The organism is Paenibacillus piscarius (assembly GCF_022234545.1).
Lineage (GTDB): Bacteria > Bacillota > Bacilli > Paenibacillales > Paenibacillaceae > Paenibacillus_AQ > Paenibacillus_AQ piscarius.
Genome location: NZ_JAIEUI010000011.1, coordinates 24,940 through 50,497, shown reverse-complemented (window position 1 = coordinate 50,497; position 25,558 = coordinate 24,940). Strand labels below are relative to the sequence as shown.

Here is a 25,558-nt window from a genome sequence, read left to right as displayed (position 1 = left end):
TCAGCCTCTCTGCTCCAGGAATTGCACCGTTTGCAGCTTACCACTGGACGGGTTGAAGCGGACCTTCGCCAGGACGCCGAATTCCCGGCCGTCCTTCCCCCGGACCTGGAGCTTGAACTTCTCCTCCGCCAGCTTCGGCTGAAGCTGGGTGCGGCCGATGTGCTTGTAATCGATAATGTCGGCATTGTATTTCTGCTGCGCTGCCTTCACGGCGACTTTGCCCCACCGGGCGTAGTCCGGTGCAGCGGAGCTTGTGCTGACCGGAACGGCAGTGACAAGGAAGAGCATCAGCAGGGTGATCATCCAGCTTTTTCTCATAGCAGCCTCCTTAAGTTGTGAATATAGTGCTTACAGGTAGGGTAACCCGCCAGAAGTGCTTCTATGCCTGCTGCATGGTAAGCTGTAATCCCAGAACCCAAAAGACTGGTACGCGCACAACTGCTGTGTGCGTACCAGTCTTTTTTGTGATTCGTTGCTAGCTTTGATGAGTGCTCAGGTCACACTTCTCAAGCGGGACAATGCTGCTCTTGCGGAACCAGCCGTAGCCGAGCCAGACGAGCAGGAACAGCGGTACGCTGACATAGGAGACCAGGATGCCGTACCAGTCAATCCGCCCGCCGGTGAACGCGCCCGTGTTCTGGCCGAGGATGGCTACAATACACAGGGCGAAGGCAAACAACGGGCCGAACGGGAACCATCTTGCCCGGTAAGGCAGCTCCTCCAGCGAATGCCCCTGCTTCATGAAGGCGCGGCGGAAGCGGTAATGGCAGACGGCAATGCCGAGCCAGTTAATGAAGCCGCACATCCCGGAGGCGTTCAGCAGCCAGTTGTAGACTGCGCCATCACCGAAGAAGGAGGCCAGGAAGGCCAGCATCCCGACCGCCGTGGTGACGAGCAGTGCGCCGACCGGCACGCCTCTGCGGTTGAGCTTGCCGAGGGCGCGCGGGGCCATGCCGTCCTTGGCCATGGCATACAGGACGCGGGTGGAGGCATACATACCGGAGTTGCCGGCAGACAGTACTGAGCTGAGAATGACCGCGTTCATTACAGAAGCCGCAATGGCAAGTCCGGCCTTGTTGAAGACGATGGTGAACGGGCTGACGCCGATATCATCAATTCCGCCGCGCAGCAGGTCAGGATTCGTATACGGAATCAGCATCCCGATGACGAGAATGGCGAAGATGTAGAAGATCAGGATGCGCCAGAACACCTGGCGGATCGCTACGGGCACATTCTTGCGCGGGTTCTCGCTCTCACCGGCCGCAACGCCGACCAGCTCGGTGCCTTGGAAGGAGAAGCCGGCCGCCATGAATACGCCCACGAAGGCGAAGAAGCCGCCGTGGAAGGAGCTGCCGCCAAGCTGGAAGTTGCTGAAGCCCACCGCCTTGCCGCCCAGAATCCCGAAGATCATCAGGACGCCGACGGTCAGGAAGACGATCACGGTAATAACCTTGATAATGGCAAACCAGTATTCGGACTCACCGTAGCCCCGCGCGGACAGGAAGTTCAGGCCGAACATGACCGCCAGGAACAGCAGGCTCCACAGGAAGGAGGGACTGTCCGGGAACCAGTACTTGATAATGACCGTAGCGGCCGACAGCTCGGCGGCTATGGTCACGGCCCAGTTGTACCAGAAGTTCCAGCCGATCGCGAAGCCGAAGGCAGGGCTGACGAACCGGGTTCCGTAGGTGCTGAAGGAACCGGAATCGGGCAGATAAGTCGCCAGCTCTCCGAGGCTGGTCATCAGGAAATAGACCATAATTCCGACTGCGGTATAGGCGAGCAGGGCTCCGCCCGGACCGGAGGAGGCAATCGCGCCGCCGCTGGCGAGGAACAGTCCGGTTCCGATCGAGCCGCCGAGGGCGATCATGGTCAGATGTCTGGCTTTGAAGGATTTGCGCAGGCCCGGCGTATTGGCGTTGTCTGCCTGTACTCCCGGTGGTTTAGGCTGCTGTGCTTGCATGAATAGGACACTCCCTTAGGATAAAATGGTTCTGTTCACAGCGGGGAGTGCCGCTTGATATGCACCGGCCGGGATCTTGTGCCGCATACACATGTACGCCAAAAAACCGCAGACGGACGCTGCGGCTTCCTGAATATATGGCTCCGCATCATACTCCCTGTTAAGATAGCGCAACACTATGCACTTAGCAGTCCAGTCTTTTGGAGAGCCTTGAGCACAGTGACAGTTCCGCGCCTTTCGGCTAACGGCCCCAATCATCCCTGCAATCTAAGAGCAGCAGTAATGATTTCGGCGGACAGTCCTTTGGGCGCGTCTCCCCGATGGCTCTTAGGCATCTCCACGCGCTTACTCTTCCTGTCCGCGACCTCTACCTCACCTTAAGTATGATGAGGCTATCTTTGAACGATATGAACAACAGGAAACAGTATAATGCAAAGCGGCATTCCGGGCAATGACAAAATACGGCAAGTCCGGTGTTTAGCTCCGGCGGCGCTCCGACATCTGCTGCCAGACCGTACCCGCCGCCTCCTCGCCGGAGAGAATCCGCTCCAGCGCCATTCTGGCCTGCAGCCCGACCTCGAACTCGGGGTCTTCCGCCGCAATGCTCAGCGCTTCGCGGGCTTCGGCGGTCCCGACCTCGTACAGGAAGCGCGCTGCCCGCCAGCGGACCAGCTTGCTCTTGTCCGCCAGCGCCGCCGTCATCACCGGCGTCGCTGCCGGATCGCCGATGTCGGAGAGCGTGTCCCCGGCCGTGCGCCGCACCGCCGGGGCGCTGTCCTCCATCGCCTCATAGAGCAGCTCCATCGCACCGGGGGTGCGGATGTCGCCTAAGTACACGACTGCCAATCTGCGAATCTGCAGCTTGGTGTCGTGCAGCGCCGCCCGCAGCTCCGGCAGGAGCTGCTCGCTTGGCGCCAAGTCCTCCAGCGCGGCGTAGCGCACGCGCCAATCCTCGGACCGCAGGTCTTGCAGCAGCTCGGCCTGCTCCTTCTTGCGGCGCTGCTCGACGAACTCGCCGGCCGCCCCGTGCGCGATCGCCTGCTGCACAAGGGAGTCGAGGCGTTCCTGCGGATACGCCGCCTCCAGCTCCTGCTCGACCTCGCGGGCAATCTCGGGCGGCTCGCCGTAGCGCACGCCGTAATCGGTCAGCTTGCGCTCCTTGATCAGCACCGCGCTGGCCACATCGGTCACCGCCTGGGTGAAGCGGCTCGATAAGGCGATGCGCTCCTCCTTCGCGCCCGTCTTAACGCGGATCTGGATCGGGATGCCGCGGAACATCTGCACGAATACCTGGGACTCGCCGAAGTGCGCCCCGTCTTCCTCGTCGCCGGGGGTGTACGCCTCTCCCAGGCCCTCGGCACCGAAGCGGTTCTGGACCTCGCGGAGAATCGCGGCCCAGTCTGCACTGCCCTTGCGCTCCAGTGCGGCGAAGTCGGCGGCATGATAGACGCTGGTGACGCCGGGAATGTCCAGCATCTCCTGCGCCCAGGCCGGGGCGGAGCGCCGGGTCTCCGGTGTATAGGTCCGGCGGATGCCGGGGGCTAAGCTCTCATCTAAATGAAGCTTCATTGTATTTGGACTGGGGGTCGGTTCGATAAAGGTGATCTTCATACGTCAGCTCCTCTTTTGGGCAATATAATCGCATAAATGCTATACCGATTGCGTTACCCGCATTTTACCTCTTTCGGGGGGCGAATTCAAAGCAGCCGGGGGCGATATTAGCTAAAATTTTAGTTAATATTTATCCGTTACCGTCATTTTCCAACCTCTGGCGCAGGTATCCCATACTAATGTTGCACATTCTGCAATTCTGAATCCGGGGAACCCTGGGGTGCGGAGTAAAAGTTGCACAAAATGCAGAATTCCAGTGTTTAAGTCGCGGGTTGGCGGGGAGATGCTGCTATTTAGGCAACAATTTCGGGTATTAGGCCAAAGTAAAAGGCGAATGTTGCATTTCGGGCAGGATTTTGCAAATATGAGGCCAGAGCAGCCGCATGAGTCCAAAGCACCAACAGTCTATCCGGCGGCTAATCCGGCGGCCGCGCCAACGCTCCACACACAAACCGCGCTGCCAATCTCTCCCGGACGTTTCCGCCGGAGCCATTTGGGTAAAATTTGTAATGGGTATCCGTTTCAAGCAGAAGGAGTGATTCAAGGCTATGGCCAGAATACGTTATAACAATATAGATAATGTCAGCACCGACAAGACGCTGAAGGAATTCCGCCAGTGGCGCGAGGAACGCCGCCGGAAGAAGAAGGATTACACCTTCAAGGTTCCGAATCATCCCCCGCGGCTGGAATACCTGGCCGGTAACCGGCTGGAGACGACGGTTACGTGGATCGGGCATTCGACCTTCTTCCTGCAATATGAAGGCATGAACATCATCACGGACCCGATCTGGGCCCGGAGGCTCGGCTTCGAGAAGCGGATCGGAGAGCCGGGCATTGCGATTCATGATATTCCCCCGGTGGATCTGATTCTGATCTCCCATTCCCATTATGACCATCTGCATATCAGCTCCATCCGCAAGCTGTACCGGACCGGCACGACGGTGGTGGTGCCTGCCGGGCTGAAGCGCAAGATGGTGCGCAAGGGCTTTGCGAATTGCCTGGAGATGGAGTGGTGGCAGGAGCTTACGCTGGGTGCGGTCAAGCTTGCGTTTGTCCCGACCCAGCACTGGACCCGGCGGACACCGTTCGATACCAATTCCTCGCACTGGGGCGGGTATGTGCTGCAGCCGGCCGATCCGCAGAAGCACCCGGAAGGGGAGGGGGACAAGGCGCAGCACAAGCTGCTTCCGCCGAACCTGTATTTTGCCGGGGACAGCGGCTTCTTCCCGGGCTTCAAGGAGATCGGCAGCCGCTACCGGCTGCATGTGGCGCTTATGCCAATCGGCGCTTATGAGCCGGAGTGGTTCATGAATTCCCAGCATGTGAATCCCGAGGAAGCGGTACAGGCCTTCCTGGATGTCGGCGCAGAGCTGATGATTCCGATGCATTTCGGGACGTTCCGGCTGGCCGATGACACCGCGCGCGAGGCGCTGGACCGGATGGAGCAGGCGCGGGTGGAGCAGGGCATTGCGGAGGAACGCATCCGCACCTTGGGGTACGGGGAGACGCTGGTGGTGCATCCCGAGGAGCGTCCGCCTACTACTTAAATGGAATTTTGCCCGTCAAAGGCCAAAGATCGCCTGCCGGGTGCCAGAATAAAGGCCATTTTGCTTAGATTTATGCTATAATGAGCCGGAACCTATATGTGAAAAGGATGGTAATGCTTAATGATTAGCACAAGCGGCGTAACACTCCGCTACGGAAAACGCGCACTATTTGAGGATGTCAACATAAAATTCACACCCGGCAACTGCTATGGCCTGATCGGCGCGAACGGCGCAGGCAAATCGACCTTCCTGAAGATTCTGTCCGGCGAGATTGAAGCCAATGTCGGCGAGGTGCATATTACACCCGGCGAACGGCTGGCCGTACTCAAGCAGAACCACTTCGAGTATGACGAGTTCCAGGTGCTGGAGACGGTAATTATGGGTCACACCCGCCTGTATGAGATTATGAAGGAGAAGGACGCCCTGTATGCCAAGAGCGACTTCACCGAGGCCGATGGACTCCGCGCCGGTGAACTGGAAGGCGAATTCGCCGAGCTGAACGGCTGGGATGCCGAGCCTGACGCCGCAGCGATGCTGATCGGCCTTGGGATTACGCGTGAGATGCACGACAAGAAAATGGCCGAACTCAGCGGCAACGAGAAGGTACGGGTCCTGCTGGCCCAGGCCCTGTTCGGACGTCCGAACAACCTGCTGCTCGATGAGCCTACCAACCACTTGGATCTGGAATCGATCGGCTGGCTGGAGAACTTCCTCATGGACTACGAAGGCACCGTTATCGTGGTATCCCATGACCGTCACTTCCTGAACAAGGTCTGCACGCATATTGCGGATATCGATTTCGGCAAAATCCAGATGTATGTCGGCAACTACGACTTCTGGTATGAGTCCAGCCAATTGGCCCAGGCTCTGCAGCGGGATGCCAACAAGAAGAAGGAAGAGAAGATGAAGGAGCTGCAAGCCTTCATTCAGCGCTTCTCGGCTAACGCGTCCAAATCGAAGCAGGCGACTTCCCGTAAGAAGCAGCTCGAGAAGATTACTCTGGATGACATCCGTCCGTCGAACCGTAAATATCCGTTCCTGAACTTCAAGCCTGAGCGTGAAGCCGGCAAGCAGCTGCTTACAATCAGCGGCCTGAGCAAGTCGGTTGACGGCGAGAAGCTGCTGGATGATCTCAACATTGTCGTGAACAAGGGTGACAAGATTGCTTTTGTAGGTCCGCATTCCCAGCCGAAATCCCTCCTGTTCGATATTCTCATGGGCGAGAAGGAAGCGGATGCCGGAGAATATACCTGGGGTGTAACCACCTCACAGGCATACTTCCCTAAGGACAATTCCAAATACTTCGATGGAGTGGACATGAATCTGGTGGAGTGGCTGCGTCAGTATTCCAAGGACCAGGATGAGACGTTCCTGCGCGGCTTCCTGGGCCGGATGCTGTTTGCCGGCGAAGAAGCGCTGAAGAAGGCGAGTGTATTGTCCGGGGGCGAGAAGGTCCGCTGTATGCTGGCCAAGATGATGCTGAACGGGGCGAACGTGCTGGTGTTCGATGAGCCGACCAACCACCTCGATCTGGAATCCATCACTGCGCTCAATAACGGACTGATTGACTTTGACGGAACGATCCTGTTCACCTCCCATGACCATCAGTTCATCCAGACCATTGCCAACCGCATCATCGAGATCACACCAACCGGAATCATAGACCGCACGATGAGCTATGACGAGTATCTGGAGAACCCTGAGATCAAGGAATTGCGGGCCCGGATGTATCCTGTCGAAGCATAAAATAAACGGCTGCGTCGTCCCGTAAGGGATAACGCAGCCGTTTATGTATAAGGTCTAGGAACCGCCGGTGCGGCGGCGCTGATTGTTCGGCTTCTTATTGTTCTGGCTCTTCAGCGGCTTTGCCGATCCGGCCTGGAATGTGGAGCCCGGTTTACCCGAATTGTGCTGTTTCTTCTGTTCCAGCTTCTGGCGGATCGCATCAGCCAGATTGATTTTTGGCCGCTCCTGATTTTCGCTCAATGTGTTAACCCCCTTAGACAGCAAGTCCTTTTCCTTATTCTAATGGTTTTTAAATCCTGCTACAAGGGCAAGAATAACTCAAAGAAAGTTTTCCCGGGCAGATCCGGCTGGGATAGAGATTGAGAGGGGGGAATAGGGTTGAACGATATCTATGAAGATATACGCAAAGGGGAAAAAGGGGCGCTGATCAGCATTATCGCCTATCTGATTCTGTCTGCATTCAAGCTGATCTGCGGTTACTTGTTCGCGTCCAGTGCACTCCTGGCGGACGGGTTCAATAACTTAACGGACATCGTGGCCTCGCTTGCCGTGCTGATCGGTCTGCGTATTTCACGGAAGCCGCCGGATTCCGATCATACCTATGGACATTTCCGGGCAGAGACAGTGGCGGCGCTGATGGCCTCTTTTATTATGGCGCTGGTAGGTATTCAGGTTATTGTGGAGGCAACGCGTTCGCTGTTTGAGGGAGCCAAGGCCGCACCCCAGCTCTGGTCTGCGGGCGTTGCCCTGATCTGTGCCGTAGCGATGATGGGCGTATATGTGTATAACAAGCGGCTGGCGCAGAGAATCAATAACCATGCGCTGATGGCCGCAGCCAAGGATAATTTCTCCGATGCTATTGTCAGTATCGGCGCGGCGGTAGGGATTGTCGGGGCCCAGTTCGGCCTGCCGTGGATCGATTCCGTTGCTGCCATCGCGGTCGGCCTGCTGATTATCAAGACCGCCTGGGATATCTTCCGGGATTCCACGTACCGCCTGACCGACGGCTTCGATGAGGATAAGCTGCTGGATCTGCGCAGCACCATTGCCCGGGTTCCGGGGGTGGAGGGCATCAAGGATCTGAAGGCCCGTGTACACGGCAATAACGTGCTGGTGGATGTGGTGGTGGAGGTGGATGCCCGGATGACGGTCCTGGAAGGGCATGAGGTTAGCGATCTGATTGAGGAGCGGATGACCCGGCTGCATAACATCATGCATGTGCATGTTCATGTCGAGCCCAAGGAGGATCATTCCTTAATTTCTCCTAGTTAGCTGTAATTTCCACCAAATCCAAGGAGAAATCGAGACTATAGACCTGGGTGTTACCATAAGTTGGCAAGCTTTTTTGTGAAATTTGGAGCATGTTCCATATCCCGGGCAAGCCTATAATGAGGGCAGAAAGCAACGAACGTAGCGCGCGCCGTTGTTGAATTTCTTAATACGCTAAGCGGGGGAACGCTATGATCGTATCAAGCAAGAAATTGACAGCATCGCTATGGGTATCTGCATCACTGGCTTTATCCCTGGGAGTGTTCAGCCCTCAGCAGGCTTACGCTGCTTCCGATTCCTCCACGGTGTCGATGGCGGCAGCTGCCGGGCAGACCGGAATCATTGAAGCTTCCGTCCGGCTGCGGACAGAACCGTCCACCAGCGGCAAGATAGTGAAATATCTTAATGTGGGCGACCAGGTCACCATTCTGGAAGCCGCGGGCAGCTATTGGTACAAGGTAAGAACGGCAGAGGGAATCGTCGGGTACACCAGCTCGGGGGATTCCTATATCCGTGTGGTTACCTCATCAGCACCTGCATCTAAGACAGCTGTGATCCAGTCCTCCGTCCGTCTTCGGGAGACCCCTTCTACAAGCGGCAAAGTACTGGGCTATCTATATAAGAACGACCAGGTGACCATTATCGGGGAACCAAACAGCTATTGGTATCAAGTAAGAACGGCCGCCGGGGCAACAGGTTATATAAGCTCGTCTGACCAGTTTATTGCTGCGCCGGGATCATCATCGCCAGCGCCTGCTCCGGCACCTGTTCCAACGCCGGTACCGACGCCTGCTCCAACGCCTGCACCTGCGCCGGTACCATCGCCGGGGTCGCAGTCAGCGGACATCGAACGCGTCATTGCTGCCGGTATGGGCTATCTGGGAACACCGTATGAATACGGCTCCAGCCGGAATGACACCCGTACCTTCGATTGCTCCGACTTCATCCGCCAGATTTTCATGGATGCCTTGAATCTGAAGCTGCCTGCCGATTCGCGGCAGCAGGGAGACTGGGTGAAGCAGAACAGCACCGTCGTTACGGATATTGCCGGACTGAAACGCGGCGATTTAATGTTCTTTATGGATTACAAAGGGAATTCTGCTTCTGCTTACGCAGGGATTAACAAGTCTACAGCAAGAATTACGCATGTTGCGATGTATTTGGGGGGCGGGCAGGTGCTGCATACCTATTCCGTCAGCTCCGGCGGCGTAAGAGTGGACAACCTAAGCGCTTCTTGGATGAACCGCTTCCTTTACGGAGGTTCGGTCATCCGCTAATGATATAGAACCAGCAGCAGGAAGCGGCACGCAGTACAGTTTGTGACGGGTGAACTAGAGCGGTCGTTGTGCAGGGGATGGCACCAGCAGAGTTTCTGCCGGTTGCCATCCTCTTTTCCTTTTTTTATTATGAATATACATAAAAAAGGCCTGCGGATAGAACCGCAGGCTTTTATAGTATGCATTTCTGGAGCCGTGGCTCCTATGTGTCAGCTGATTATGGATTGATTACATAAGCGGAGGCAGGCACCTTGATCCAGGCTTTGCCCAGCCAAGTGTAGATTTCTCTCCATTCGTTGCCAAGCGCGTCTCTCTCGATCACACCAGTGGTATCTACAGTCTGAGCACCCAGCCAGCCAATAGCCGTTGTGCTTCCTGCAGACAGATGGAATGATGTAATTTTGGTCAGAATGATCTGAGGTGTTGCAGGCTTAACATCATCCGGAGTGATAACAGGATCAGCAGGGTTCAGGTAAGTAGCTGAGGTTACAGTGGTTACTGGATCTGTAGCTGTAGTTTTGGTGGTTGCTGTTTCGCCTGTTACTACCTCAGCAGCGGAAGCTGTTGCGGCCAGGGAAGCCATAAGTCCTAATGCTACTGTTACACTGGCTAATTTTTTCATCGATGATTCCTCCTGGGTTTGGTGTATTGGTGTGATTTTCTAGGTTCGTGCTGTGCTAATATGGATGTAAACAAAAATTGCATGGAGTGAAACCGGGAGAAGGAATAAATTTTAATTTTCTTCTGGGTGCTACATTGAACGTCCCCTGCGGCCCATAAAGAGCGAAACGACGAAGAGGATCAGGAAGATGTAGAATAATACTTTGGCAATGCCTACGGCAGCGGCTACAATATTAAAGAATCCGAAGATACCGGCGATCAGGGCAATCACCAGCAGAATAATCGACCATTTTAACATGGGATGTCATCCTTTCTGTGGGTTGGTGTAGTCAATGTTTAAACGGGGCTTATCCATTTGAATCACACGCTGAAGGAGGAGGATTTCAGGGGCCTGACCGTTTGTTTCGGCCTAATTCCCTAAGGGTAACTATGCATTATCAGGCAGGGCTAACCGGCAATGAAGACACTTTGGAAGGGGTTATCGACATGATCATTGAACTTAGCGTAGCGCTCGCTGCGGTTGCATTCGCAGTCCTTGTATTCTTTTTAATCAAAACCTTGAAATCCGCAAAGGAATCCCTCGACAAGGTCAGTCAGACGCTGCAGGAAGTACAGAAGACCATTGATGAGCTTACGTATGAGGTGAAGACCACCGTCCGGCATGCGAATGACATCACCGCTGATGTCCAGAACAAAATCCAGAAGATCGATCCGATCGTCGACTCTGTCAAGAACCTGGGTGATGTGATGAATGAGCTGACTCTGACCGTGAAGCAGGTATCTGTAACCGTCATTGAGAAGTTCCGCAAATCGCGTGAGCTCAAGGATAAGGCAAAGGCTGTATCGATTAAGGAGGCTCCGCTCACTCCCTCCGAGGAGAGAACTGTTCAATCCTATGAGGCCGTCAATGCAAGCAAGTCCACCGGCAAAATAGCGGCAGCCCTCAAAGGCGTAGACGCCGCAGCCGCGATCTGGCAGAAATTCCGCCGTTAATCTCCGCGCTATGGAGTACGGCAGGAATTTAGGATGAGGGATACTTCAGCGTATGAAAGGCGGGAACCAGCATGAACCTGTTAATTCTCTTGCTTAGCCTTTTGTCCTCTTACATGTCTGTACCTGCTCAAGCTGAGGCTCCTCCTGCCGCTCCGTACACCTCCGTCCAGCCTCCGGTCATGTTCGCTTACGGGCATCATGCGTCTGCTGACCCCTACATAAGCAGCTTTGACTCCTTATCAGGGATCAGGCTGTATATGACAAAGGAAGAATTGGTTCAGGCCAAAGGGGCTCCGCTGCAGACCGCTGACGATCCCATGACCGGATGCCTGGAATATCAATATGCCGATGTCTCGGCAGGAGTCTGCGGAGATGTGGTCCTCTATGTTCACGCTTCGCCTTCACAAGCAGCAGAGTATGGCCTGATTCTGAATAATCAGCCTCTGAATCCACAGGCTATGAATGTCCATGAGGTGCTGGGAGCTGCTGATTTCGAGGCGGAGGACGGCGATGTTTATTTAAGAGGAAATGCCGCGCTCAAAATCTACCGCAATCTGGACACCGGAGCTTGGGACGGACTGGATCTTTTCGACGCCAATTCCTTCTAGAACTGTTTCAGGGGCTGAAATAATGGTTAATGAATGGTCAGTCATCTATCATTGTGTTTGCCCTCTAACATTCCTGAAGGAGCGTGAGTTCATGGATTCGATCGGTACACAGGCGTATGCCAAGCTGCTGGAGAATGGTGTCCAGGCGATAGAAGAAGTGAATCGTCTGCGGAGCAGCGGGTACACCAGAGATGACTTATATGTAATCAGCCATGATGAAGACCGTGAAGGCCGTATCGTAGATGCTGCTGATACGAATGAGGTCGGGCTGAGTGAGGAAGGGTTGTTTGGTGCGATTGCGAACCTTTTCCGTTCCCGGGGCGATGCGCTCCGCCATAAGATTACTTCGCTGGGCTTCAGCGCGGCGGAGGCGGCCTTCTATGAGAAGGAGCTTGATTCCGGCAAGGTATTGGTCATCGCCAGGAGGAATTCCAAGTAAAGTCAGGCCGGCTGGTACAGCTTCCGCTTGTGCAGCCTTAATAGTCCAATAGCGTAACCTCCAGTTCCACAGCATAATAGTGGAGCTGGAGGTTACTTTGTTGAAAATATAAGAATTTGCAGGTTTCACATTCATTCCAGCATCTGGAGGTTGGTCTCAGACCGTTAAAATATCGTATGATAAATATTATTTGGGTGAGGTGAGGGAGACTTGAGAATTCTAATCGTAGATGATAATCCTACCAACGTCATTATTATCCGTGAGATCCTCAAAAAAGAAGATTACCGCAATTTCATAACGGCTTCGTCCGCAAAAGATATGTTAAAGCTGCTGGGTGTCGGTGCGGGTGCCGAGACAGAGAAGCCCCGGCCGTCCGATGTCGACCTGATTCTGCTCGATATGATGATGCCGGAGATGGACGGTATTGAAGCCTGCAGGGTGGTCCAGCAATATGAGCATTTGAAGGATATCCCGATTATTATGGTTACCGCGGTAGGTGATTCCAAGAAGCTGGCAGAGGCGCTGGATGCCGGGGCGGTAGATTATGTAACGAAGCCGATCAACAAGGTCGAACTGATGGCCCGCATCCGTCTGGCCCTGCGGCTTAAGCGCGAGAAAGACTGGCATAAGGAGCGTGATCAGCGTATCCAGGATGAGCTGAAGCTGGCCGCCCTGGTCCAGAATGCTGTGCTCAGTCTGCCGCTGGCCGAGGAGCTGCTGGAGGTTCACGCCATCTATCAGCCTTCCTTCGAGCTGGCCGGGGATCTGTATGCATGGTATCCGCTGGGAGACGGGCGGTATGCCGTAATCCTGCTTGATATGATGGGGCATGGCATCTCTTCGTCGCTATTCTGTATGTTCCTGGCCTCGGTGCTTAAGGATACCGTGACCACCTATGTGGAGCCGGAGAAGGTCATTCAGGAGCTTAACCGGCGCTTCAACCAGTTATATATCGAGAAGCAACTCGTACAGTATTACTTCACGGCCATCTATCTGGTCATTGATACGCGGATGAAGCGGATTAATTATGTCAATGCAGGGCATCCGCCGGCACTGTTTTTTGAGGGAGGGGCGAAGACGCCGGTGCTGCTGGAGAGCAACTGCCACCCGGTAGGACTGTTTGACCGCATCGATATTCAGCAGCAGAGCCTGAATTATGAAGAGGACGGCCATCTGGTGCTGTTCACGGACGGTCTGCTGGAGATGGTGCAGGGCGGGCAGGAGGAGCAGCTTGAATTCATGGTCGGGCACTTGAATGCCAGCCATGATTGGCAGGAAGAGGCAATGCGGGCCGCATTCCTCAGTGAACCCGTCAACTCGGACCGTGATGACGATAAGTGTCTGGTATGGATCTCGCTGAAGAAAGGAACAGACAGGTAATGAAGATTAAGGCGAAACTGTTGATCGGGTTCAGCGCCCTGCTGGCGATTATGGTGGCTCTGACCATGATCGGGTATGACAGGCTTCATTATATGAGCGGTCAGCTGGACAGCTTCCAGGAGAGATACACCAAGGGACGGGCCTCTTCGGGGCTCCGGGGTGAAGTGAATGATATGGCACGGATTCTGACGACCTCCATGCTGAACGCGGATACCACATCCGTTGAAGCGCAGAAGACAGAGATTGCCGCGAAGGTAGTTAAGGCTGATGAGCACTTGAAGAACATCGAAGGCTCTCTGAAGACTGCGGAGGAGCTGCAGATGCTCTCAAGAATTGAGGACTCCTATTCCGCTTATCTCAAGTATCAGGACAAGGTGCTGGAGATGCTGGGCGCCGGATTGTTCCAGAATGCCAATACGTACCGCAATGCGGAAGGGCAAGCCATTCAGAATGAGGTGCTGGACAGCCTGAATGATTTGTCCGATTATAATGCCTTCCGCATGACTGAAGAGAACGACAAGGCCCAGAGTGCCTCCGACCGGTCCATCCAGATGGTTACTCTTATTATGATCGTAGGCGTGCTGCTCGGGCTGGGTGTCATTCTGTGGGTGATCCCTAGCATTACACGCGGCCTGGGTGTGGTATCGATGATGATTACGAGCTTCGGAAACGGTAAAATGCGCACCATCCGCCGGATCAGGGTGAAGTCGAAGGATGAGATTGGTGATGTGGCCCGCGTGTTCCAGCGCATGGCCGAGGATATTGAGCAGAAGCAGCAGCTGGAGCGGTCCTACACCCAGGCCCAGAGCGATCAGGCTTGGCTGAATGCGAATACCGCGCGGGTTACGGAGCTGCTGCGCGGCGTCAGCTCGCTGGATCAGGTATCCCAGACCTTCGTCAGTGAATTCACCCCTGTGCTTAGCGCCCAGTATGGTGCGGTCTATCTGAAGAGTAAGGACAATCCGAACCTGCTGGTCAGCAGCGCTTACTATGCCGGTGAGGAGGGAGTCTCTCCGAAGGAGAGCTTCGAGATCGGACAGGGACTGGTCGGGCAGTGCGCTCTTGACAAGCTGCCGATCAAGCTGACAGAGGCTCCTGATGATTATATCTCAGTGAGCTCCGGCTTCGGGCAATCCCATCCGGGTTACATTTCGATTTACCCGCTGTTATTTGAGGAAGAGCTGCTGGGTGTGGTCGAATTCGCCTCCTTTACCCCATTCTCACCGCTGCAGAACGAGCTGCTGCATCAGCTGTCCGGCAATCTGGGTATCATTCTGAACAATATTAGCCGCAGGTTGGTGGTAGAGGAGCTGCTGAGGGAATCACAGACGCTGACCGAAGAGCTGCAATGCCAGTCGGAGGAGCTGCAGACCCAGCAGGAGGAGCTCCGCCGCTCCAATGAGAACCTGGAGGAGCAGACCGATGCGCTGAAGCGCTCCGAGGAGCTGCTGCAGCGGCAGCAGGAAGAGCTGGAGCATTACAATACAGAGCTGGTTGAGAAGACCCGTGCCCTGCAGGAGCAGGTGCAGGAGGTGGAAGAGAAGAAGGACGAGATTGAACAGGCCCGGCAGCAGCTGGAGAAGCAGGCGATGCAGCTGGCCGTGACCAGCAAATACAAATCTGAGTTTCTTGCCAATATGTCCCATGAACTGCGGACTCCGCTTAACAGCCTGCTGATACTCTCACAGCTTCTTACGGAGAACAAGGAGGGCAACCTGACCGATAAGCAGGTGGAATTTGCCCATACCATCTATATGTCAGGTGCGGATCTGCTGAAGATGATTGATGAGATTCTGGATCTGTCCAAGGTCGACGCCGGCAAAATGGAGCTGAACCATGAAGAGATTCCGCTGGTCGAGCTGAAGACCTTCGTGAAGCAGAACTTCGCTCCGCTGGCAGCCAAGAAGGGCTTGTCACTGCGCTTGTCCTTCGAGGAGCCGCTGCCGGATAGCGTGTACAACGACAGCCACCGGCTGAAGCAGATTCTGCGCAACCTGTTGTCCAACGCCTTCAAATTTACCAGCGAAGGGTATGTTGAGTTTAAGGTCAGCCATGCAGATACGAAGCAGCTGCCTTCGTATCTGCCGCATGAATATGAATATATTGCCCTGTCCGTCAAGGACTCGGGAATCGGCATCCCGTCCGACAAGATGGATATTGTCTTCGAGGCCTTCCAGCAGGTGGACGGAACGACCAGCCGCAAATACGGCGGCACCGGGCTGGGGCTGTCGATCAGCCGCGAGCTGGCCCGTCTGATGGGCGGAGCGATCGGGCTGGAATCCCGTGAGGGCCAAGGCAGTACCTTTACGCTATACTTGCCTGTCCAGGCGAACTACAGCCTGCTTCCGGCAGCGGTGCAGGCTGCGCCGGCCGGGGAGGTCATAGAGCTCATGCCGTCCAAGGAAGAATTGCCATGGGAGGTTACCGGAGATATTGCCCCTGCCCCGCAAGTGCAAGTGGTTGTGGAAGATGACCGTGACTCTCTGGCCGGCGGCGACAAGGTTCTGCTGATTATTGAGGATGATGAGAGCTTCGCCAAGATCCTGCTCGGTATGGCCCGCGGGCGGGGCTTCAAGGGACTGGTGGCCATGCAGGGGGATGTTGGCCTGCAGATGGCCAAGACTCATTTGCCGGATGCAATTATTCTCGATATTCAGCTGCCGGTCATGGATGGCTGGTCAATCCTTAGAGAGCTCAAAGGTGCTTCCCAGACCCGCCACATTCCAGTCCATGTCATCTCGGTCAATGACGAGATCAAGCAGGGGCTCATGATGGGGGCGATGGCCTATCTGCGGAAGCCGTCCTCCCGCGAGGCGCTGGACCGGGCGTTCCAGCAGATTGAGAACTACACCTCCAGCACCTTGAAGCATCTATTGATTGTGGAGGACGACGATATTCAGCGCCGTTCCATTGAAGAACTGATCGGACACGATGATGTGGTGATCACGGCGGTCTCAACCGGCAGCGAAGCCTTAAGCGAGCTGCGCAAGCAGAGGTACGACTGCATGGTGCTGGACCTGATGCTGGAGGATATGACCGGCTTCGAGCTGCTGGACCAGATCCGTGATGATGAAGAGCTGAATGATCTGCCTATTATTATCTATACCGGCAAGGATCTGGACAGCAAGGAAGAGACACAGCTGCGCAAATATGCAGAATCCATCATTATTAAGGACGTCCGCTCACCGGAGAGGCTGCTGGATGAGACTACTCTGTTCATGCACCGGGTAGAGGCCAATCTGCCGGAGGATAAGCGTAAAATTCTGCAAAAGCTGCACAATAAGGAAGAGCTGTTCGACGGCAAAAAGATTCTGCTGGTCGATGATGATATCCGCAATGTATTTGCCCTCTCCAGCGTCCTTGAAGGCTATCACATGGAAGTGAAGTTTGCCGAGAACGGCCGGGAGGCCATTGATATGCTCGTAGAGCAGCATGATTATGATCTGGTGCTGATGGATATGATGATGCCGGAGATGGACGGCTATGAAGCGATGCGCCGCATCCGGCAGATGCCGCAGTACCAGAAGCTGCCGATTATCGCCCTTACCGCCAAGGCGATGAAGGAGGACCGGGCGAAATGTATTGAGGCCGGAGCCTCGGATTATATGAAGAAACCGATCAGTACCGACCAGCTTCTTTCGTTAATGCGGGTCTGGCTGTATTCGTAACCGGGATTTCGGGGTAATAGCTATACAGTAGCATTAGAAGCGATTCGTAAATCAAGGATCAGGCAAGGGAGCATGGATAATGATGGCAGCTATGGAACACGGGTACGGCGAGCAGGGAACGCCGTCAGGCAGCAAGCAGGAGCTGGAGCAGATTGAGATTGAACTGCTGCTCAGCGGGGTTCACCGCCTGTACGGCTATGACTTCAGAAATTATGCGCTGCCTTCACTGAAGCGGCGGATCTGGCATCATGTTCATGCCGAGAATGTGCCTACCATCTCTGCCCTGCAGGAGAAGGTGCTGCATGACCGGGCCTGCTTCGAGCGGTTCGTCTACAGCCTGTCGATCCCTGTGACGGAGATGTTCCGCGACCCCGGGCTCTTCCTGACCTTCCGTCAGAAGGTCATCCCGCTCTTGCGGACCTATCCGTATATCCGGATCTGGCACGCAGGCTGCTCCACAGGCGAAGAGGTCTATTCGATGGCAATTATGCTTCATGAAGAAGGCCTGTATGACAAGGCCAGAATCTATGCCACGGATATGAATGCACGCTCTCTGCAGCAGGCCAAGGAAGGCGTATATGAAATCTCCAAAATGAAGCAATACACCAAGAACTACATGGATGCGGGCGGCACGCGTGCATTCTCGGAATATTACACAGCGAAATATAATTCGGTGATTCTGCAGCCTTATCTGCGCAAGAATATCATTTTTGCCGAGCATAATCTGGCCACAGACACCTCGTTCAATGAATTCAATGTTATCTTCTGCCGCAACGTGATGATCTACTTCAATGATGAGCTCCGCGACCATGTACACGGCCTGTTTCACGAGAGCCTCAGCCGGTTCGGAGTCCTGGTGCTTGGTTCCAAGGAGTCCATTCATTTCACAAGATACAGTGACAGCTATGAGCCTCTGGACAGGGTTGAAAAAATATACCGTAAGAATAAATAGCGGGTAAGGAGGGCCTATGGGGGTTCAGGAACCGATTCATATACTGCTGGTTGACGACCGTCCCGAGAATTTGCTGGCACTCGAAGCCGTTCTGGAGAGTCAGCATTACAAGCTTATCAAAGCCAATTCTGGAGAAGAAGCACTGCGGTGCTTATTGAAGTATGAGTTCGCCGTGATTGTTCTCGACGTGCAGATGCCGGGTATGGACGGGATTGAAACCGCCAAATTAATCAAGGCTAGGGAGAAGACGAAGGATATTCCGATTATCTTCATCTCGGCCAACAGCAAGGAGGCGGAGCATCTGTTCGCAGGCTATTCCGCCGGTGCAATTGATTATATGGTCAAGCCGTTTATTCCGCAGATTCTGAAATCCAAGATTGAAGGCTTTGTAAATATGTATTTGACCAGCAAGAAGCTGCAGATCCAGGCGATGCAACTGCAGCAGAAGACGCTGGAGCTGGAGCGGACCAACGCAGAGCTGGTCAAGGCTAAGGAGGAGGCAGAGATTGCCGCTACCGCCAAGACGGAATTCTTAGCGATGATGAGCCATGAAATCCGTACGCCGATGAACGGGGTCGTAGGTATGATTGATCTACTGATGGAGACTCAGCTTGCCCCGGAGCAGAAGGAGTATACGGAGATTATACGCAAGAGTGCCGATACCTTAATTACTGTAATTAACGATATTCTTGATTTCACCAAGATGGAATCGGGCAAGATGGAGATGGAGGAGCAGCTGTTTGAGCTGCAGACCACTATTCAGGAGGTATTCAGTCTGTTCTCTGCGGAGGCCGGCAAAAAAAACCTGGAGCTGGCCTACTTCATCGATCAGAAGCTGCCGCGGCTGGTGTATGGCGATATGGCCCGTCTGCGGCAGGTACTCATTAATCTTGTTGCTAATGCGGTGAAATTCACCAATCAGGGCGGCGTGTATTTAGTGGCTTCCAGTCTGCCTTCATCCGATCATAAACTGGTAATTGAATTTACCGTCAAGGATACAGGGATTGGCATTTCGCCGGATAAATGTGACCGGCTGTTCCAGCCTTTCTCCCAGCTGGATTCCTCTATGACCCGCAAGTATGGCGGGACCGGGCTTGGCCTGGCCATCTGCAAATCGCTCGTGGGCATGATGGGCGGCGATATCCGCGTGGAGTCGATGGAAGAGAAGGGGGCTACCTTCGTGTTCACTATTCAGGTCGCAGTGCCTGAGGAGGAGCTGGAGAGCGGCTGCCGGGAAGAAGAGCATCCGGGGGATGAGCTCGAAGAGGAACACCGGAGCAGGGTGCTTGTTGTGGATGACCATCCGATTAACCAGCGCCTGATGGTGAGTATGCTCAGCAAGCTGGGCTATGATGCCGAAGTGGCCGAGGACGGCAGCCAGGCGGTACAGATGGCCCGTGGATCCGTATATGACTTTATCTTCATGGACCTGCAAATGCCTGTGATGGATGGCCTGGAAGCTACCTCCCTGATCCGTAAGGATGCGGCCGGCTCCCCGGACCGGACAGTCATCATTGCGATGACCGCGAATGTAATGGACGGAATCCAGAACCGGTGTATTGAGGCCGGCATGGACGCTTATATCAGCAAGCCAATCAAGCTTAGCAGCATTAAGCAGGTAATATCTAAATATTCCGGCAGGGATAACCCCGCCACACGGCGGAACACCTCACTTTTCAATGCCTGATCCATGAATTACCACTTAAGCAATGTTCCCTTTTTTGTTTCAACAATGGTTCATTAGGGTTATTGGTAAAGAAAACATTTAAAATCAGGAGAGATTGTCTATGAATACACATAAAAGCGAAAAGTTCCACGCAAAAACCGAAACCGTAGGTTCCGTTTGCACCGTTTATCTGGTAGGTGAGCTTGATCTGTCTGTGGCTCCTGATTTCCGTATAGTCATGGAACCGCTGGTGGGAGATACGGGGCTTGACCTCGTCATCAATCTTAAGGATTTGAAATACATTGACAGCACCGGCATCGGGATTCTGCTGTCGATCCTCAAGGCAAGACACGGCATGGACGTCAAATTTACCGTGGATGAGGTTCCTCCGCAAATCCAGAAGCTGTTTGACATGACTGGTATTTCTAAGTTTTTTGCCCCCCAAGAGAATTCCCACTAGGAAAGGATCGAACTAAGGATGAGTGATGACGTGCAAAGAGTAGTTCTTCAGTTACCCGCCAGCGCAGAATATGTCGATATCGTCAGACTTAATTTATATGGTATTGCCTCCAAGATGGGCTTCACCTATGAGGACATTGAGGATATGAAGGTAGCCGTCTCGGAAGCCTGTAATAATTCCGTATTGTATGCCTACGGGCAGGCGGACGGTCTGGTTGATGTAATCTTTGAGGTAGGATCAGGTGCCTTGTCCATCACTGTCAAAGATGAAGGGGAGAGCTTTGACGGTATGGATGCGGCCGGGGAACGTCTGACGCTTCATGACAAGGAGCTCAACGATGTTCAGGTCGGCGGACTTGGTTTCTATCTGATGCAGGCGCTTATGGACGATGTTAGTGTCGTAAGCGAAGCAGGGAAAGGAACCGTCGTTACCCTGACCAAACGGCTTAATTTCAGCGAGGAGAAAGTATGAATGACAAAGTGACTCCCCCTGAGTCCATGAATGATGCAGTAAGCCTGATCTGGGAATACCAGCAGACCAAAGACAATGAAATTGCCACCGTGCTTATCCGTAAATATGAGCCGATGGTGAAGATGGCCGCCGGCAAGATTGCCCGCAACCGTCCGGATCTCTATGAAGATCTGTACCAGGTGGGGCAGATGGCACTGATCCGGCTGCTCCAGCAATACGATATCAGCCTGGGCATTCCATTTGAGCCGTATGCGATGAAAAGCATGATCGGGCATATGAAAAACTTCCTTCGCGATAAATCCTGGTACATACAGGTTCCAAGGCGGATCAAGGAAAAGGGCGCACTCGTCCAGCAGGCAATCGATGAACTGACCATCCGGTTAGAGCGTTCGCCTGCGGTTGAAGAGATTGCGAGCTATCTGGATCTGACCGTGGAAGAAACGGTGGAAGTACTGGCCGGCAGAGAATGTTATCATTATGTTTCGCTCGATTCGCCGCTATCCCAAGAGGAGAGCGGGGCCACCCTTGGCGAATTGATCAGCTCCGAGGCCAACGACTACGAGACGGTTGAGAAGCGTATGGATCTGCAGCAGGCGCTCGGACAATTGAAGGAGCAGGAGCAGCAGGTACTGCTGCTGGCCTTCCAGGACGGCCAATCCCAGCGGGCCATTGCCCAGAAGCTGGGCGTCTCCCAGATGAGTGTATCACGCATCCAGAAGCGGGCCACCGAGAAGCTGAAGCAGATTATGGCGAATTCATCCTATTAATTATTCATGTGATGACCCAAGCAGAGCAAGTCCTATCCTTGTTGGGATACGGGCTTGCTCTTTTTGCTGAAGACAGCAATAACCTCCCGCCTGCATTCTATGGCCACTAAGCCGGCTGCAGGAGGGAGGTAAGAGCAACAGGCCTAGCTGTTGGAGTCTATATATTTCTTGATCTGGGCGAGATATTCCCCGATGACCGGTACATCCAGGAACAGGCTGAGAATGTATCCCAGTAACCCGAGGATGACAAAAGTCCCAAGTGAGAGCCCCAGGCCTCTGGAGATGCCCGCCATCAGATTGGTGATAATCCGTTTCTTGGGGTCGGTGTAGTTCTCCAGAATATCTTTGAACTCTGATTTCTCAAGGGAATCGGCAATTTTATCAAGCCTGGCATTTAAGCGCTTGACCTCATGCCGCAGCTCGAAGGGATGCTCATCGACGTCATAAGACCTGGTCCGGTTATTAGCTTCTCCCATAAGGCGTCCCTGCTTTCTGTAGCCTGGAACAGGCTGAATTCATTGTTCATTAGGCATGCTTAAATAGAAAGGGACCAGTCCTGAGATCTGGCCCCTCTCTTGACTGTGTCATCAGCCGGAGTTCCCCGCTTAACTTAATAAGAGGATTTGTAAGTATCCTTAACTTCCTCTTTGGCGTCCTTGGCCTGATCCGCCAGCTCCTGGGAGGCATCCTTCGCCTTATCGGCTACTTCGCCGGAAGCATTCTTGGCTTCAGCAGCCACGTCCTTGGAGGCATCGCTTACGGTCTCGCCGATCTTTTTGCCGGTCTCTGACAAGGTCGCGGCAATCTGCTGCTTGCTGTCACTGACGGTGGTGAAGATATCAGACGCCTTGGCAGATACTGTTCCGGCCAGATCCGTGGCTTTTTCACTGACCGTAGTGGCGAGTGATTTCGTCTTGTCGGTTACAGCACCCGCAACCTCCTTGGTCTTGTCGGTGGCTACCGTAAGCTTGTCGGACAAATCGCTGCGCATTTCACGTCCCGGCTTCGGTGCGAACAACAGGGCCGCTGCCGCTCCCAGCAGACCGCCAATGAAAATACCTTTAAAGAATGTGCTTCCGCTTTCTACCGGATAATCCTTCTCTGCTTTATTCATTATTAATCACTCCTCAATTGAATTGGTTGGGTTCAGGATAGTCTGAAAGGCCATACCCTGAAGGTTCTTACTTCGTATATAAACGTTGTGCTATGGGCTGAAACAGAGGAGAAGCGTGGGAAAGATTGCCGGAGGGAGAGGCAGTATGAGTTCGTAAGAGGCTTCTTTCTCTATAGAATCAGTCGAATCTGCGGCTTTACAAAGCTGATTGACAGTGAATGTAAGGGGGTAAGAAATAAATAATTATCGCGCCTGTATACATTTCAATCTAAGGAGCATTCAATGAGCCCTTTGCTTCATGCTATGGAGAAGGTTCCAACATCTATGGAGGTGCATTATGATGATTAAAGTCGTAACATCCGCAGAGCGTCATACATCAAATAGAGAATGGATACACAGTGAATTCAGCTTTTCCTTTGCCGACTATGATGATCCGAGCAACGCCCATTTCGGTGTCCTGCTGGCGCATAACGACAATGAGCTGAAGCCGGAGCAGGGAATGCATGAGCATCCGCATCATGATCTGGAGATTATTACGTATGTGGTGTCAGGCGTCCTGAAGCATCAGGATGATCTGGGGAATCACGCAGATCTTCAGGCCGGCAGCGTGCAGATGATGAGCGCAGGCACAGGTATTAACCATTCCGAGACCAATCCCTCGCCCAGCACGAATGTCCGCTTCCTGCAGATTTGGCTCCTGCCGGACCGGCCAGGCATGACCCCAAGATGGGATGCCCGTTTCTTCCCGCCGGAGCTCAAGCTGAACAATCTGCTGCCGGTGGCTTCCGGGTCAGGGGCACAAGGGGCGCTTCAACTCGGTGAGGATGTGAACATTTATCTGTCGGTTCTGCAGACGAACCGGGAGCTGCGTTACCCGCAGCAGGAAGAGAGACGTACCCATCTTTATGTGATTTCCGGCCATCTGGAGATCGCCTGCTCAGACGGGGTATTTCAGCTTCAGCAGGGGGATGCCGCCCGTATCCGCAAGAACTGTGATATGACCCTTAAGGGAATCAGCAGCGAAGGGGAAGCGGAGTTCATTCTGATTGATCTCCCGTAGCATCTGCAGCCGTACAGCCTTGAGAATGATACCTGCACATATAAGCCCTTCATCTTCAGCATCCGTAACAGCGGACAACGAAGATGAAGGGCTTATGCTTGGTGCGGAGATTATTTCTTGCGCAGGCGGCCGAGCTCTGAGACCAGCGCCTCCACCTGGGAGATGCTGAGCCGGTCGCTGCCCATAGCCACCTCATAGATGTCCTGGATATCCTCGTAGTTCTCGACCGGGAACGCTGAAGCCTGCATGGCGGCGGCGCTGGCCATTTTCAGCTTGTTTTTGATGCCTTCGATCATATATTCAATATTCTCCTGGCTGGGGTTCGACAGATCCATTACATACAACCGTCCTCTCTAATCGATATAGAATGTCTTGTACAGTCCAAGTATTTTATCATGTTTGAGCAGCGGGTGACCATTTTTTTGTGCATTCCCGGCCAAACATGTTAAATTAAAGGGAAATAGTCCGGGCAAGCTCTAGCCTGTGAATGAGGGGAGGCCGGACCTTGGCCATCAGAGAAGAGGAGAGCAGACAACGCCGTAAAATGGATGCCGCAGGCCTGGCTGCCTTCTTCGGCGGGATCGCAGCACTGCACTCCGCAGAAGAGATCACCTTCCTGTGTATCGGCACCGACCGCTCCACGGGGGATGCGCTTGGGCCGCTCACGGGCAGCCGCCTGCTGGATTACGGCTTCCCGAACGTTGCGGGAACACTGCCGGACCCCTGCGATGCTAACAATCTGGTCCAGAGGATAGCCGCGATTCCGGAAGGGCAGATCATTATTGCAGTGGATGCCTGCTTGGGCCCGCCGGCGGTCCTCGGCTGCTACTTCGCGTCGGCACGGCCGCTGCGGCCCGCACAGTCTGTCGGATTAGCCTTGCCGGCCGTAGGCAACTATAGCCTGGCCGCAGTCGTGGATGTGAACAGTCCCCGTCCCTACCGCACCTTGCAGACCACTCCGCTGCACCGGGTGATGGTCATGGCAGACGAGATTTCCGGAGCTGCCGCCCGGGGCTTCGGACTGGCAGAATGATAGCGTTTCAAAACGGCCTGTTCTAGCTTATTAATATAGACATTCTACATAGAAAGAAGGAAAGCAACCATGGAAAATGTCCGCTGCGAAGGAAGCAATATTTGCTATAGTGATCAGGGAAAAGGCGAGGTTATCGTGCTGCTGCACGGCTTCTGCGGGAGCGCGGAATATTGGGAGAAGGTGATCCCCGAGCTAGTCAAGAATTACCGGGTCATTGCCCCTGACCTGCGCGGGCACGGGGCTTCGGATGCTCCGCTTGGAGCGTACACCATCGAGCAGATGGCCGATGATGTGCTGTCCCTGCTGAACATGCTGGAGATTGAGAAATGCTATCTGCTCGGCCATTCGCTGGGAGGCTATATTACGCTGTCGTTTGCCCAGCGCCATGCCTCAAGACTGAAGGGCTTCGGGCTGATCCACTCGACCGGGTATCCGGACAGCGAGGAAGCCAAGGAGAACCGGCTGCGCAGCGTCAGCCTGATCCAGAATGAAGGCATCTTTGCCTTTGTAGATCAGCTGGTGCCCGGACTGTTTGCCCCTGGAGCGGCCGCTCAGCTGGTGGACCGGGCGAAGGAGATCGGCTACAAGACGCCGCCGCAGGGCGCGGCAGGTGCGGCGCTGGCTATGCGCGAGCGTCCCGACCGCCGGGATGTGATCTCAGCTACAGCGCTGCCGGTGCTGCTGGTCGCCGGAGCGGAGGATTCCAAGGTAGCGCCTTCGCAGACCTTCACCTCGGATAACCGGAATATTACCAAGGTGACGCTGGACGGTGTAGGCCATATGAGCATGTTTGAAGCGCCGGAGCGGCTGGCGCAGAGCATTAAGGATTTTGTTCTGTCGGCGAATGGATAAGACAGAAGCCCTATAGCACAAAGAAGCAGCTCCGCCAATAGGCCCGGAGCTGCTTCTTTGT

The 25,558-nt window shown here is 54.2% G+C and carries 26 protein-coding genes and 1 riboswitch; of the genes, 17 read left to right on the top strand and 9 right to left on the bottom strand.

What is annotated here, in order from left to right; genetic code table 11:
* The 3 genes from K1558_RS18090 to K1558_RS18080 all read right to left on the bottom strand — a co-directional run bounded on the left by K1558_RS18090 (position 1) and on the right by K1558_RS18080 (position 3,574).
* On the bottom strand, positions 1-318 hold the full coding sequence (locus K1558_RS18090; RefSeq protein WP_238653050.1) for a DUF3889 domain-containing protein: 318 nt from the start codon (positions 316-318) through the stop codon (positions 1-3).
* Positions 319-475: 157 nt separating this feature from the next.
* Positions 476-1,963, bottom strand: a complete 1,488-nt coding sequence (locus tag K1558_RS18085) for an amino acid permease (RefSeq protein WP_238653049.1) — start codon at positions 1,961-1,963, stop codon at positions 476-478.
* Positions 1,964-2,121: 158 nt separating this feature from the next.
* Positions 2,122-2,341: riboswitch (Lysine riboswitch) on the bottom strand.
* 99 nt (positions 2,342-2,440) lie between these two features.
* Positions 2,441-3,574, bottom strand: a complete 1,134-nt coding sequence (locus tag K1558_RS18080; protein ID WP_238653048.1) for a virulence factor — start codon at positions 3,572-3,574, stop codon at positions 2,441-2,443.
* Between the two features lie 548 nt (positions 3,575-4,122).
* On the opposite strand from K1558_RS18080, the gene K1558_RS18075 reads away from it, so the two are divergent.
* Together K1558_RS18075 and K1558_RS18070 are read left to right on the top strand one after the other, a co-directional pair.
* Positions 4,123-5,121 (top strand): MBL fold metallo-hydrolase, encoded by a 999-nt coding sequence (locus tag K1558_RS18075; RefSeq protein WP_238653047.1) that lies wholly within the window; start codon positions 4,123-4,125, stop codon positions 5,119-5,121.
* Positions 5,122-5,241: 120 nt separating this feature from the next.
* Positions 5,242-6,867 carry an ABC-F family ATP-binding cassette domain-containing protein gene (locus K1558_RS18070; RefSeq protein WP_238653046.1) on the top strand — a complete coding sequence of 542 codons (1,626 nt, stop codon included), beginning with the start codon at positions 5,242-5,244 and terminating at the stop codon, positions 6,865-6,867.
* Positions 6,868-6,921: 54 nt separating this feature from the next.
* On the opposite strand, the gene K1558_RS18065 is transcribed toward K1558_RS18070, so the two are convergent.
* Positions 6,922-7,107, bottom strand: coding sequence for a hypothetical protein (locus K1558_RS18065; protein ID WP_238653045.1), 186 nt, complete (start codon positions 7,105-7,107; stop codon positions 6,922-6,924).
* A 138-nt stretch (positions 7,108-7,245) separates the two neighbouring features.
* On the opposite strand from K1558_RS18065, the gene K1558_RS18060 reads away from it, so the two are divergent.
* Positions 7,246-8,139, top strand: coding sequence for a cation diffusion facilitator family transporter (locus tag K1558_RS18060; protein WP_238653044.1), 894 nt, complete (start codon positions 7,246-7,248; stop codon positions 8,137-8,139).
* A 188-nt stretch (positions 8,140-8,327) separates the two neighbouring features.
* A complete protein-coding gene (locus K1558_RS18055; RefSeq protein WP_238653043.1) occupies positions 8,328-9,413 on the top strand; it encodes a C40 family peptidase in 1,086 nt (361 codons plus the stop codon).
* Between the two features lie 217 nt (positions 9,414-9,630).
* Here the strand turns inward: K1558_RS18055 and K1558_RS18050 are convergent, their stop codons facing one another.
* A complete protein-coding gene (locus K1558_RS18050; RefSeq protein WP_238653042.1) occupies positions 9,631-10,035 on the bottom strand; it encodes a hypothetical protein in 405 nt (134 codons plus the stop codon).
* Positions 10,036-10,164: 129 nt separating this feature from the next.
* A complete protein-coding gene (locus K1558_RS18045; RefSeq protein ID WP_238653041.1) occupies positions 10,165-10,332 on the bottom strand; it encodes a DUF1328 domain-containing protein in 168 nt (55 codons plus the stop codon).
* 188 nt (positions 10,333-10,520) lie between these two features.
* On the opposite strand from K1558_RS18045, the gene K1558_RS18040 reads away from it, so the two are divergent.
* The 10 genes from K1558_RS18040 to K1558_RS17995 all read left to right on the top strand — a co-directional run bounded on the left by K1558_RS18040 (position 10,521) and on the right by K1558_RS17995 (position 21,438).
* Positions 10,521-11,027, top strand: a complete 507-nt coding sequence (locus K1558_RS18040; RefSeq protein ID WP_238653040.1) for a DUF948 domain-containing protein — start codon at positions 10,521-10,523, stop codon at positions 11,025-11,027.
* A gap of 71 nt (positions 11,028-11,098) precedes the next feature.
* Positions 11,099-11,635: a hypothetical protein gene (locus K1558_RS18035; RefSeq protein ID WP_238653039.1), complete on the top strand. Its 537-nt coding sequence runs from the start codon at positions 11,099-11,101 to the stop codon at positions 11,633-11,635.
* 91 nt (positions 11,636-11,726) lie between these two features.
* Positions 11,727-12,074 (top strand): YflT domain-containing protein, encoded by a 348-nt coding sequence (locus tag K1558_RS18030; RefSeq protein WP_238653038.1) that lies wholly within the window; start codon positions 11,727-11,729, stop codon positions 12,072-12,074.
* 210 nt (positions 12,075-12,284) lie between these two features.
* A complete protein-coding gene (locus K1558_RS18025; RefSeq protein ID WP_238653037.1) occupies positions 12,285-13,454 on the top strand; it encodes a SpoIIE family protein phosphatase in 1,170 nt (389 codons plus the stop codon).
* The gene (locus K1558_RS18020) at positions 13,454-17,122 is read left to right on the top strand and encodes a response regulator (protein ID WP_238653036.1); all 3,669 of its coding nucleotides are present in this window, start codon (positions 13,454-13,456) and stop codon (positions 17,120-17,122) included. Before K1558_RS18025 ends, K1558_RS18020 begins: the two co-directional genes overlap by 1 nt.
* An 82-nt stretch (positions 17,123-17,204) precedes the next feature.
* A complete protein-coding gene (locus K1558_RS18015; protein ID WP_238653177.1) occupies positions 17,205-18,074 on the top strand; it encodes a CheR family methyltransferase in 870 nt (289 codons plus the stop codon).
* A gap of 16 nt (positions 18,075-18,090) precedes the next feature.
* Positions 18,091-19,761, top strand: a complete 1,671-nt coding sequence (locus tag K1558_RS18010; RefSeq protein WP_238653035.1) for a response regulator — start codon at positions 18,091-18,093, stop codon at positions 19,759-19,761.
* A 100-nt stretch (positions 19,762-19,861) separates the two neighbouring features.
* Positions 19,862-20,200 carry an STAS domain-containing protein gene (locus K1558_RS18005; protein ID WP_238653034.1) on the top strand — a complete coding sequence of 113 codons (339 nt, stop codon included), beginning with the start codon at positions 19,862-19,864 and terminating at the stop codon, positions 20,198-20,200.
* Positions 20,201-20,218: 18 nt separating this feature from the next.
* Positions 20,219-20,671 (top strand): anti-sigma B factor RsbW, encoded by a 453-nt coding sequence (rsbW, locus tag K1558_RS18000; protein ID WP_238653033.1) that lies wholly within the window; start codon positions 20,219-20,221, stop codon positions 20,669-20,671.
* The gene (locus tag K1558_RS17995; protein WP_238653032.1) at positions 20,668-21,438 is read left to right on the top strand and encodes a sigma-70 family RNA polymerase sigma factor; all 771 of its coding nucleotides are present in this window, start codon (positions 20,668-20,670) and stop codon (positions 21,436-21,438) included. Before rsbW ends, K1558_RS17995 begins: the two co-directional genes overlap by 4 nt.
* A 143-nt stretch (positions 21,439-21,581) precedes the next feature.
* On the opposite strand, the gene K1558_RS17990 is transcribed toward K1558_RS17995, so the two are convergent.
* Together K1558_RS17990 and K1558_RS17985 are read right to left on the bottom strand one after the other, a co-directional pair.
* Complete coding sequence (locus tag K1558_RS17990; protein ID WP_238653031.1) at positions 21,582-21,914, bottom strand: DUF5665 domain-containing protein; 333 nt, start codon at positions 21,912-21,914, stop codon at positions 21,582-21,584.
* A gap of 134 nt (positions 21,915-22,048) precedes the next feature.
* Positions 22,049-22,552: a YtxH domain-containing protein gene (locus tag K1558_RS17985; RefSeq protein WP_238653030.1), complete on the bottom strand. Its 504-nt coding sequence runs from the start codon at positions 22,550-22,552 to the stop codon at positions 22,049-22,051.
* Positions 22,553-22,889: 337 nt separating this feature from the next.
* Between K1558_RS17985 and K1558_RS17980 the strand changes: the two genes are divergently transcribed.
* Complete coding sequence (locus K1558_RS17980) at positions 22,890-23,612, top strand: pirin family protein (RefSeq protein ID WP_238653029.1); 723 nt, start codon at positions 22,890-22,892, stop codon at positions 23,610-23,612.
* Positions 23,613-23,722: 110 nt separating this feature from the next.
* Here the strand turns inward: K1558_RS17980 and K1558_RS17975 are convergent, their stop codons facing one another.
* On the bottom strand, positions 23,723-23,947 hold the full coding sequence (locus tag K1558_RS17975) for a DUF1128 domain-containing protein (protein WP_238653028.1): 225 nt from the start codon (positions 23,945-23,947) through the stop codon (positions 23,723-23,725).
* A gap of 170 nt (positions 23,948-24,117) precedes the next feature.
* On the opposite strand from K1558_RS17975, the gene yyaC reads away from it, so the two are divergent.
* Both yyaC and K1558_RS17965 read left to right on the top strand, forming a co-directional pair.
* The gene (gene yyaC / locus K1558_RS17970; RefSeq protein ID WP_420800443.1) at positions 24,118-24,645 is read left to right on the top strand and encodes a spore protease YyaC; all 528 of its coding nucleotides are present in this window, start codon (positions 24,118-24,120) and stop codon (positions 24,643-24,645) included.
* Positions 24,646-24,714: 69 nt separating this feature from the next.
* On the top strand, positions 24,715-25,497 hold the full coding sequence (locus K1558_RS17965; protein WP_238653027.1) for an alpha/beta fold hydrolase: 783 nt from the start codon (positions 24,715-24,717) through the stop codon (positions 25,495-25,497).
* Positions 25,498-25,558: the final 61 nt, after the last annotated feature.

Bases quoted from the DNA above. Each gene is read 5' to 3' on its own strand.
- K1558_RS18090 (WP_238653050.1), bottom strand. From the start codon at position 318: ATGAGAAAAAGCTGGATGATCACCCTGCTGATGCTCTTCCTTGTCACT.
- K1558_RS18085 (WP_238653049.1), bottom strand. From the start codon at position 1,963: ATGCAAGCACAGCAGCCTAAACCACCGGGAGTACAGGCAGACAACGCC.
- K1558_RS18080 (WP_238653048.1), bottom strand. From the start codon at position 3,574: ATGAAGATCACCTTTATCGAACCGACCCCCAGTCCAAATACAATGAAG.
- K1558_RS18075 (WP_238653047.1), top strand. From the start codon at position 4,123: ATGGCCAGAATACGTTATAACAATATAGATAATGTCAGCACCGACAAG.
- K1558_RS18070 (WP_238653046.1), top strand. From the start codon at position 5,242: ATGATTAGCACAAGCGGCGTAACACTCCGCTACGGAAAACGCGCACTA.
- K1558_RS18055 (WP_238653043.1), top strand. From the start codon at position 8,328: ATGATCGTATCAAGCAAGAAATTGACAGCATCGCTATGGGTATCTGCA.
- K1558_RS18050 (WP_238653042.1), bottom strand. From the start codon at position 10,035: ATGAAAAAATTAGCCAGTGTAACAGTAGCATTAGGACTTATGGCTTCC.
- K1558_RS18045 (WP_238653041.1), bottom strand. From the start codon at position 10,332: ATGTTAAAATGGTCGATTATTCTGCTGGTGATTGCCCTGATCGCCGGT.
- K1558_RS18040 (WP_238653040.1), top strand. From the start codon at position 10,521: ATGATCATTGAACTTAGCGTAGCGCTCGCTGCGGTTGCATTCGCAGTC.
- K1558_RS18035 (WP_238653039.1), top strand. From the start codon at position 11,099: ATGAACCTGTTAATTCTCTTGCTTAGCCTTTTGTCCTCTTACATGTCT.
- K1558_RS18030 (WP_238653038.1), top strand. From the start codon at position 11,727: ATGGATTCGATCGGTACACAGGCGTATGCCAAGCTGCTGGAGAATGGT.
- K1558_RS18020 (WP_238653036.1), top strand. From the start codon at position 13,454: ATGAAGATTAAGGCGAAACTGTTGATCGGGTTCAGCGCCCTGCTGGCG.
- K1558_RS18015 (WP_238653177.1), top strand. From the start codon at position 17,205: ATGGCAGCTATGGAACACGGGTACGGCGAGCAGGGAACGCCGTCAGGC.
- K1558_RS18010 (WP_238653035.1), top strand. From the start codon at position 18,091: ATGGGGGTTCAGGAACCGATTCATATACTGCTGGTTGACGACCGTCCC.
- K1558_RS18005 (WP_238653034.1), top strand. From the start codon at position 19,862: ATGAATACACATAAAAGCGAAAAGTTCCACGCAAAAACCGAAACCGTA.
- rsbW (WP_238653033.1), top strand. From the start codon at position 20,219: ATGAGTGATGACGTGCAAAGAGTAGTTCTTCAGTTACCCGCCAGCGCA.
- K1558_RS17995 (WP_238653032.1), top strand. From the start codon at position 20,668: ATGAATGACAAAGTGACTCCCCCTGAGTCCATGAATGATGCAGTAAGC.
- K1558_RS17990 (WP_238653031.1), bottom strand. From the start codon at position 21,914: ATGGGAGAAGCTAATAACCGGACCAGGTCTTATGACGTCGATGAGCAT.
- K1558_RS17985 (WP_238653030.1), bottom strand. From the start codon at position 22,552: ATGAATAAAGCAGAGAAGGATTATCCGGTAGAAAGCGGAAGCACATTC.
- K1558_RS17980 (WP_238653029.1), top strand. From the start codon at position 22,890: ATGATGATTAAAGTCGTAACATCCGCAGAGCGTCATACATCAAATAGA.
- K1558_RS17975 (WP_238653028.1), bottom strand. From the start codon at position 23,947: ATGGATCTGTCGAACCCCAGCCAGGAGAATATTGAATATATGATCGAA.
- K1558_RS17965 (WP_238653027.1), top strand. From the start codon at position 24,715: ATGGAAAATGTCCGCTGCGAAGGAAGCAATATTTGCTATAGTGATCAG.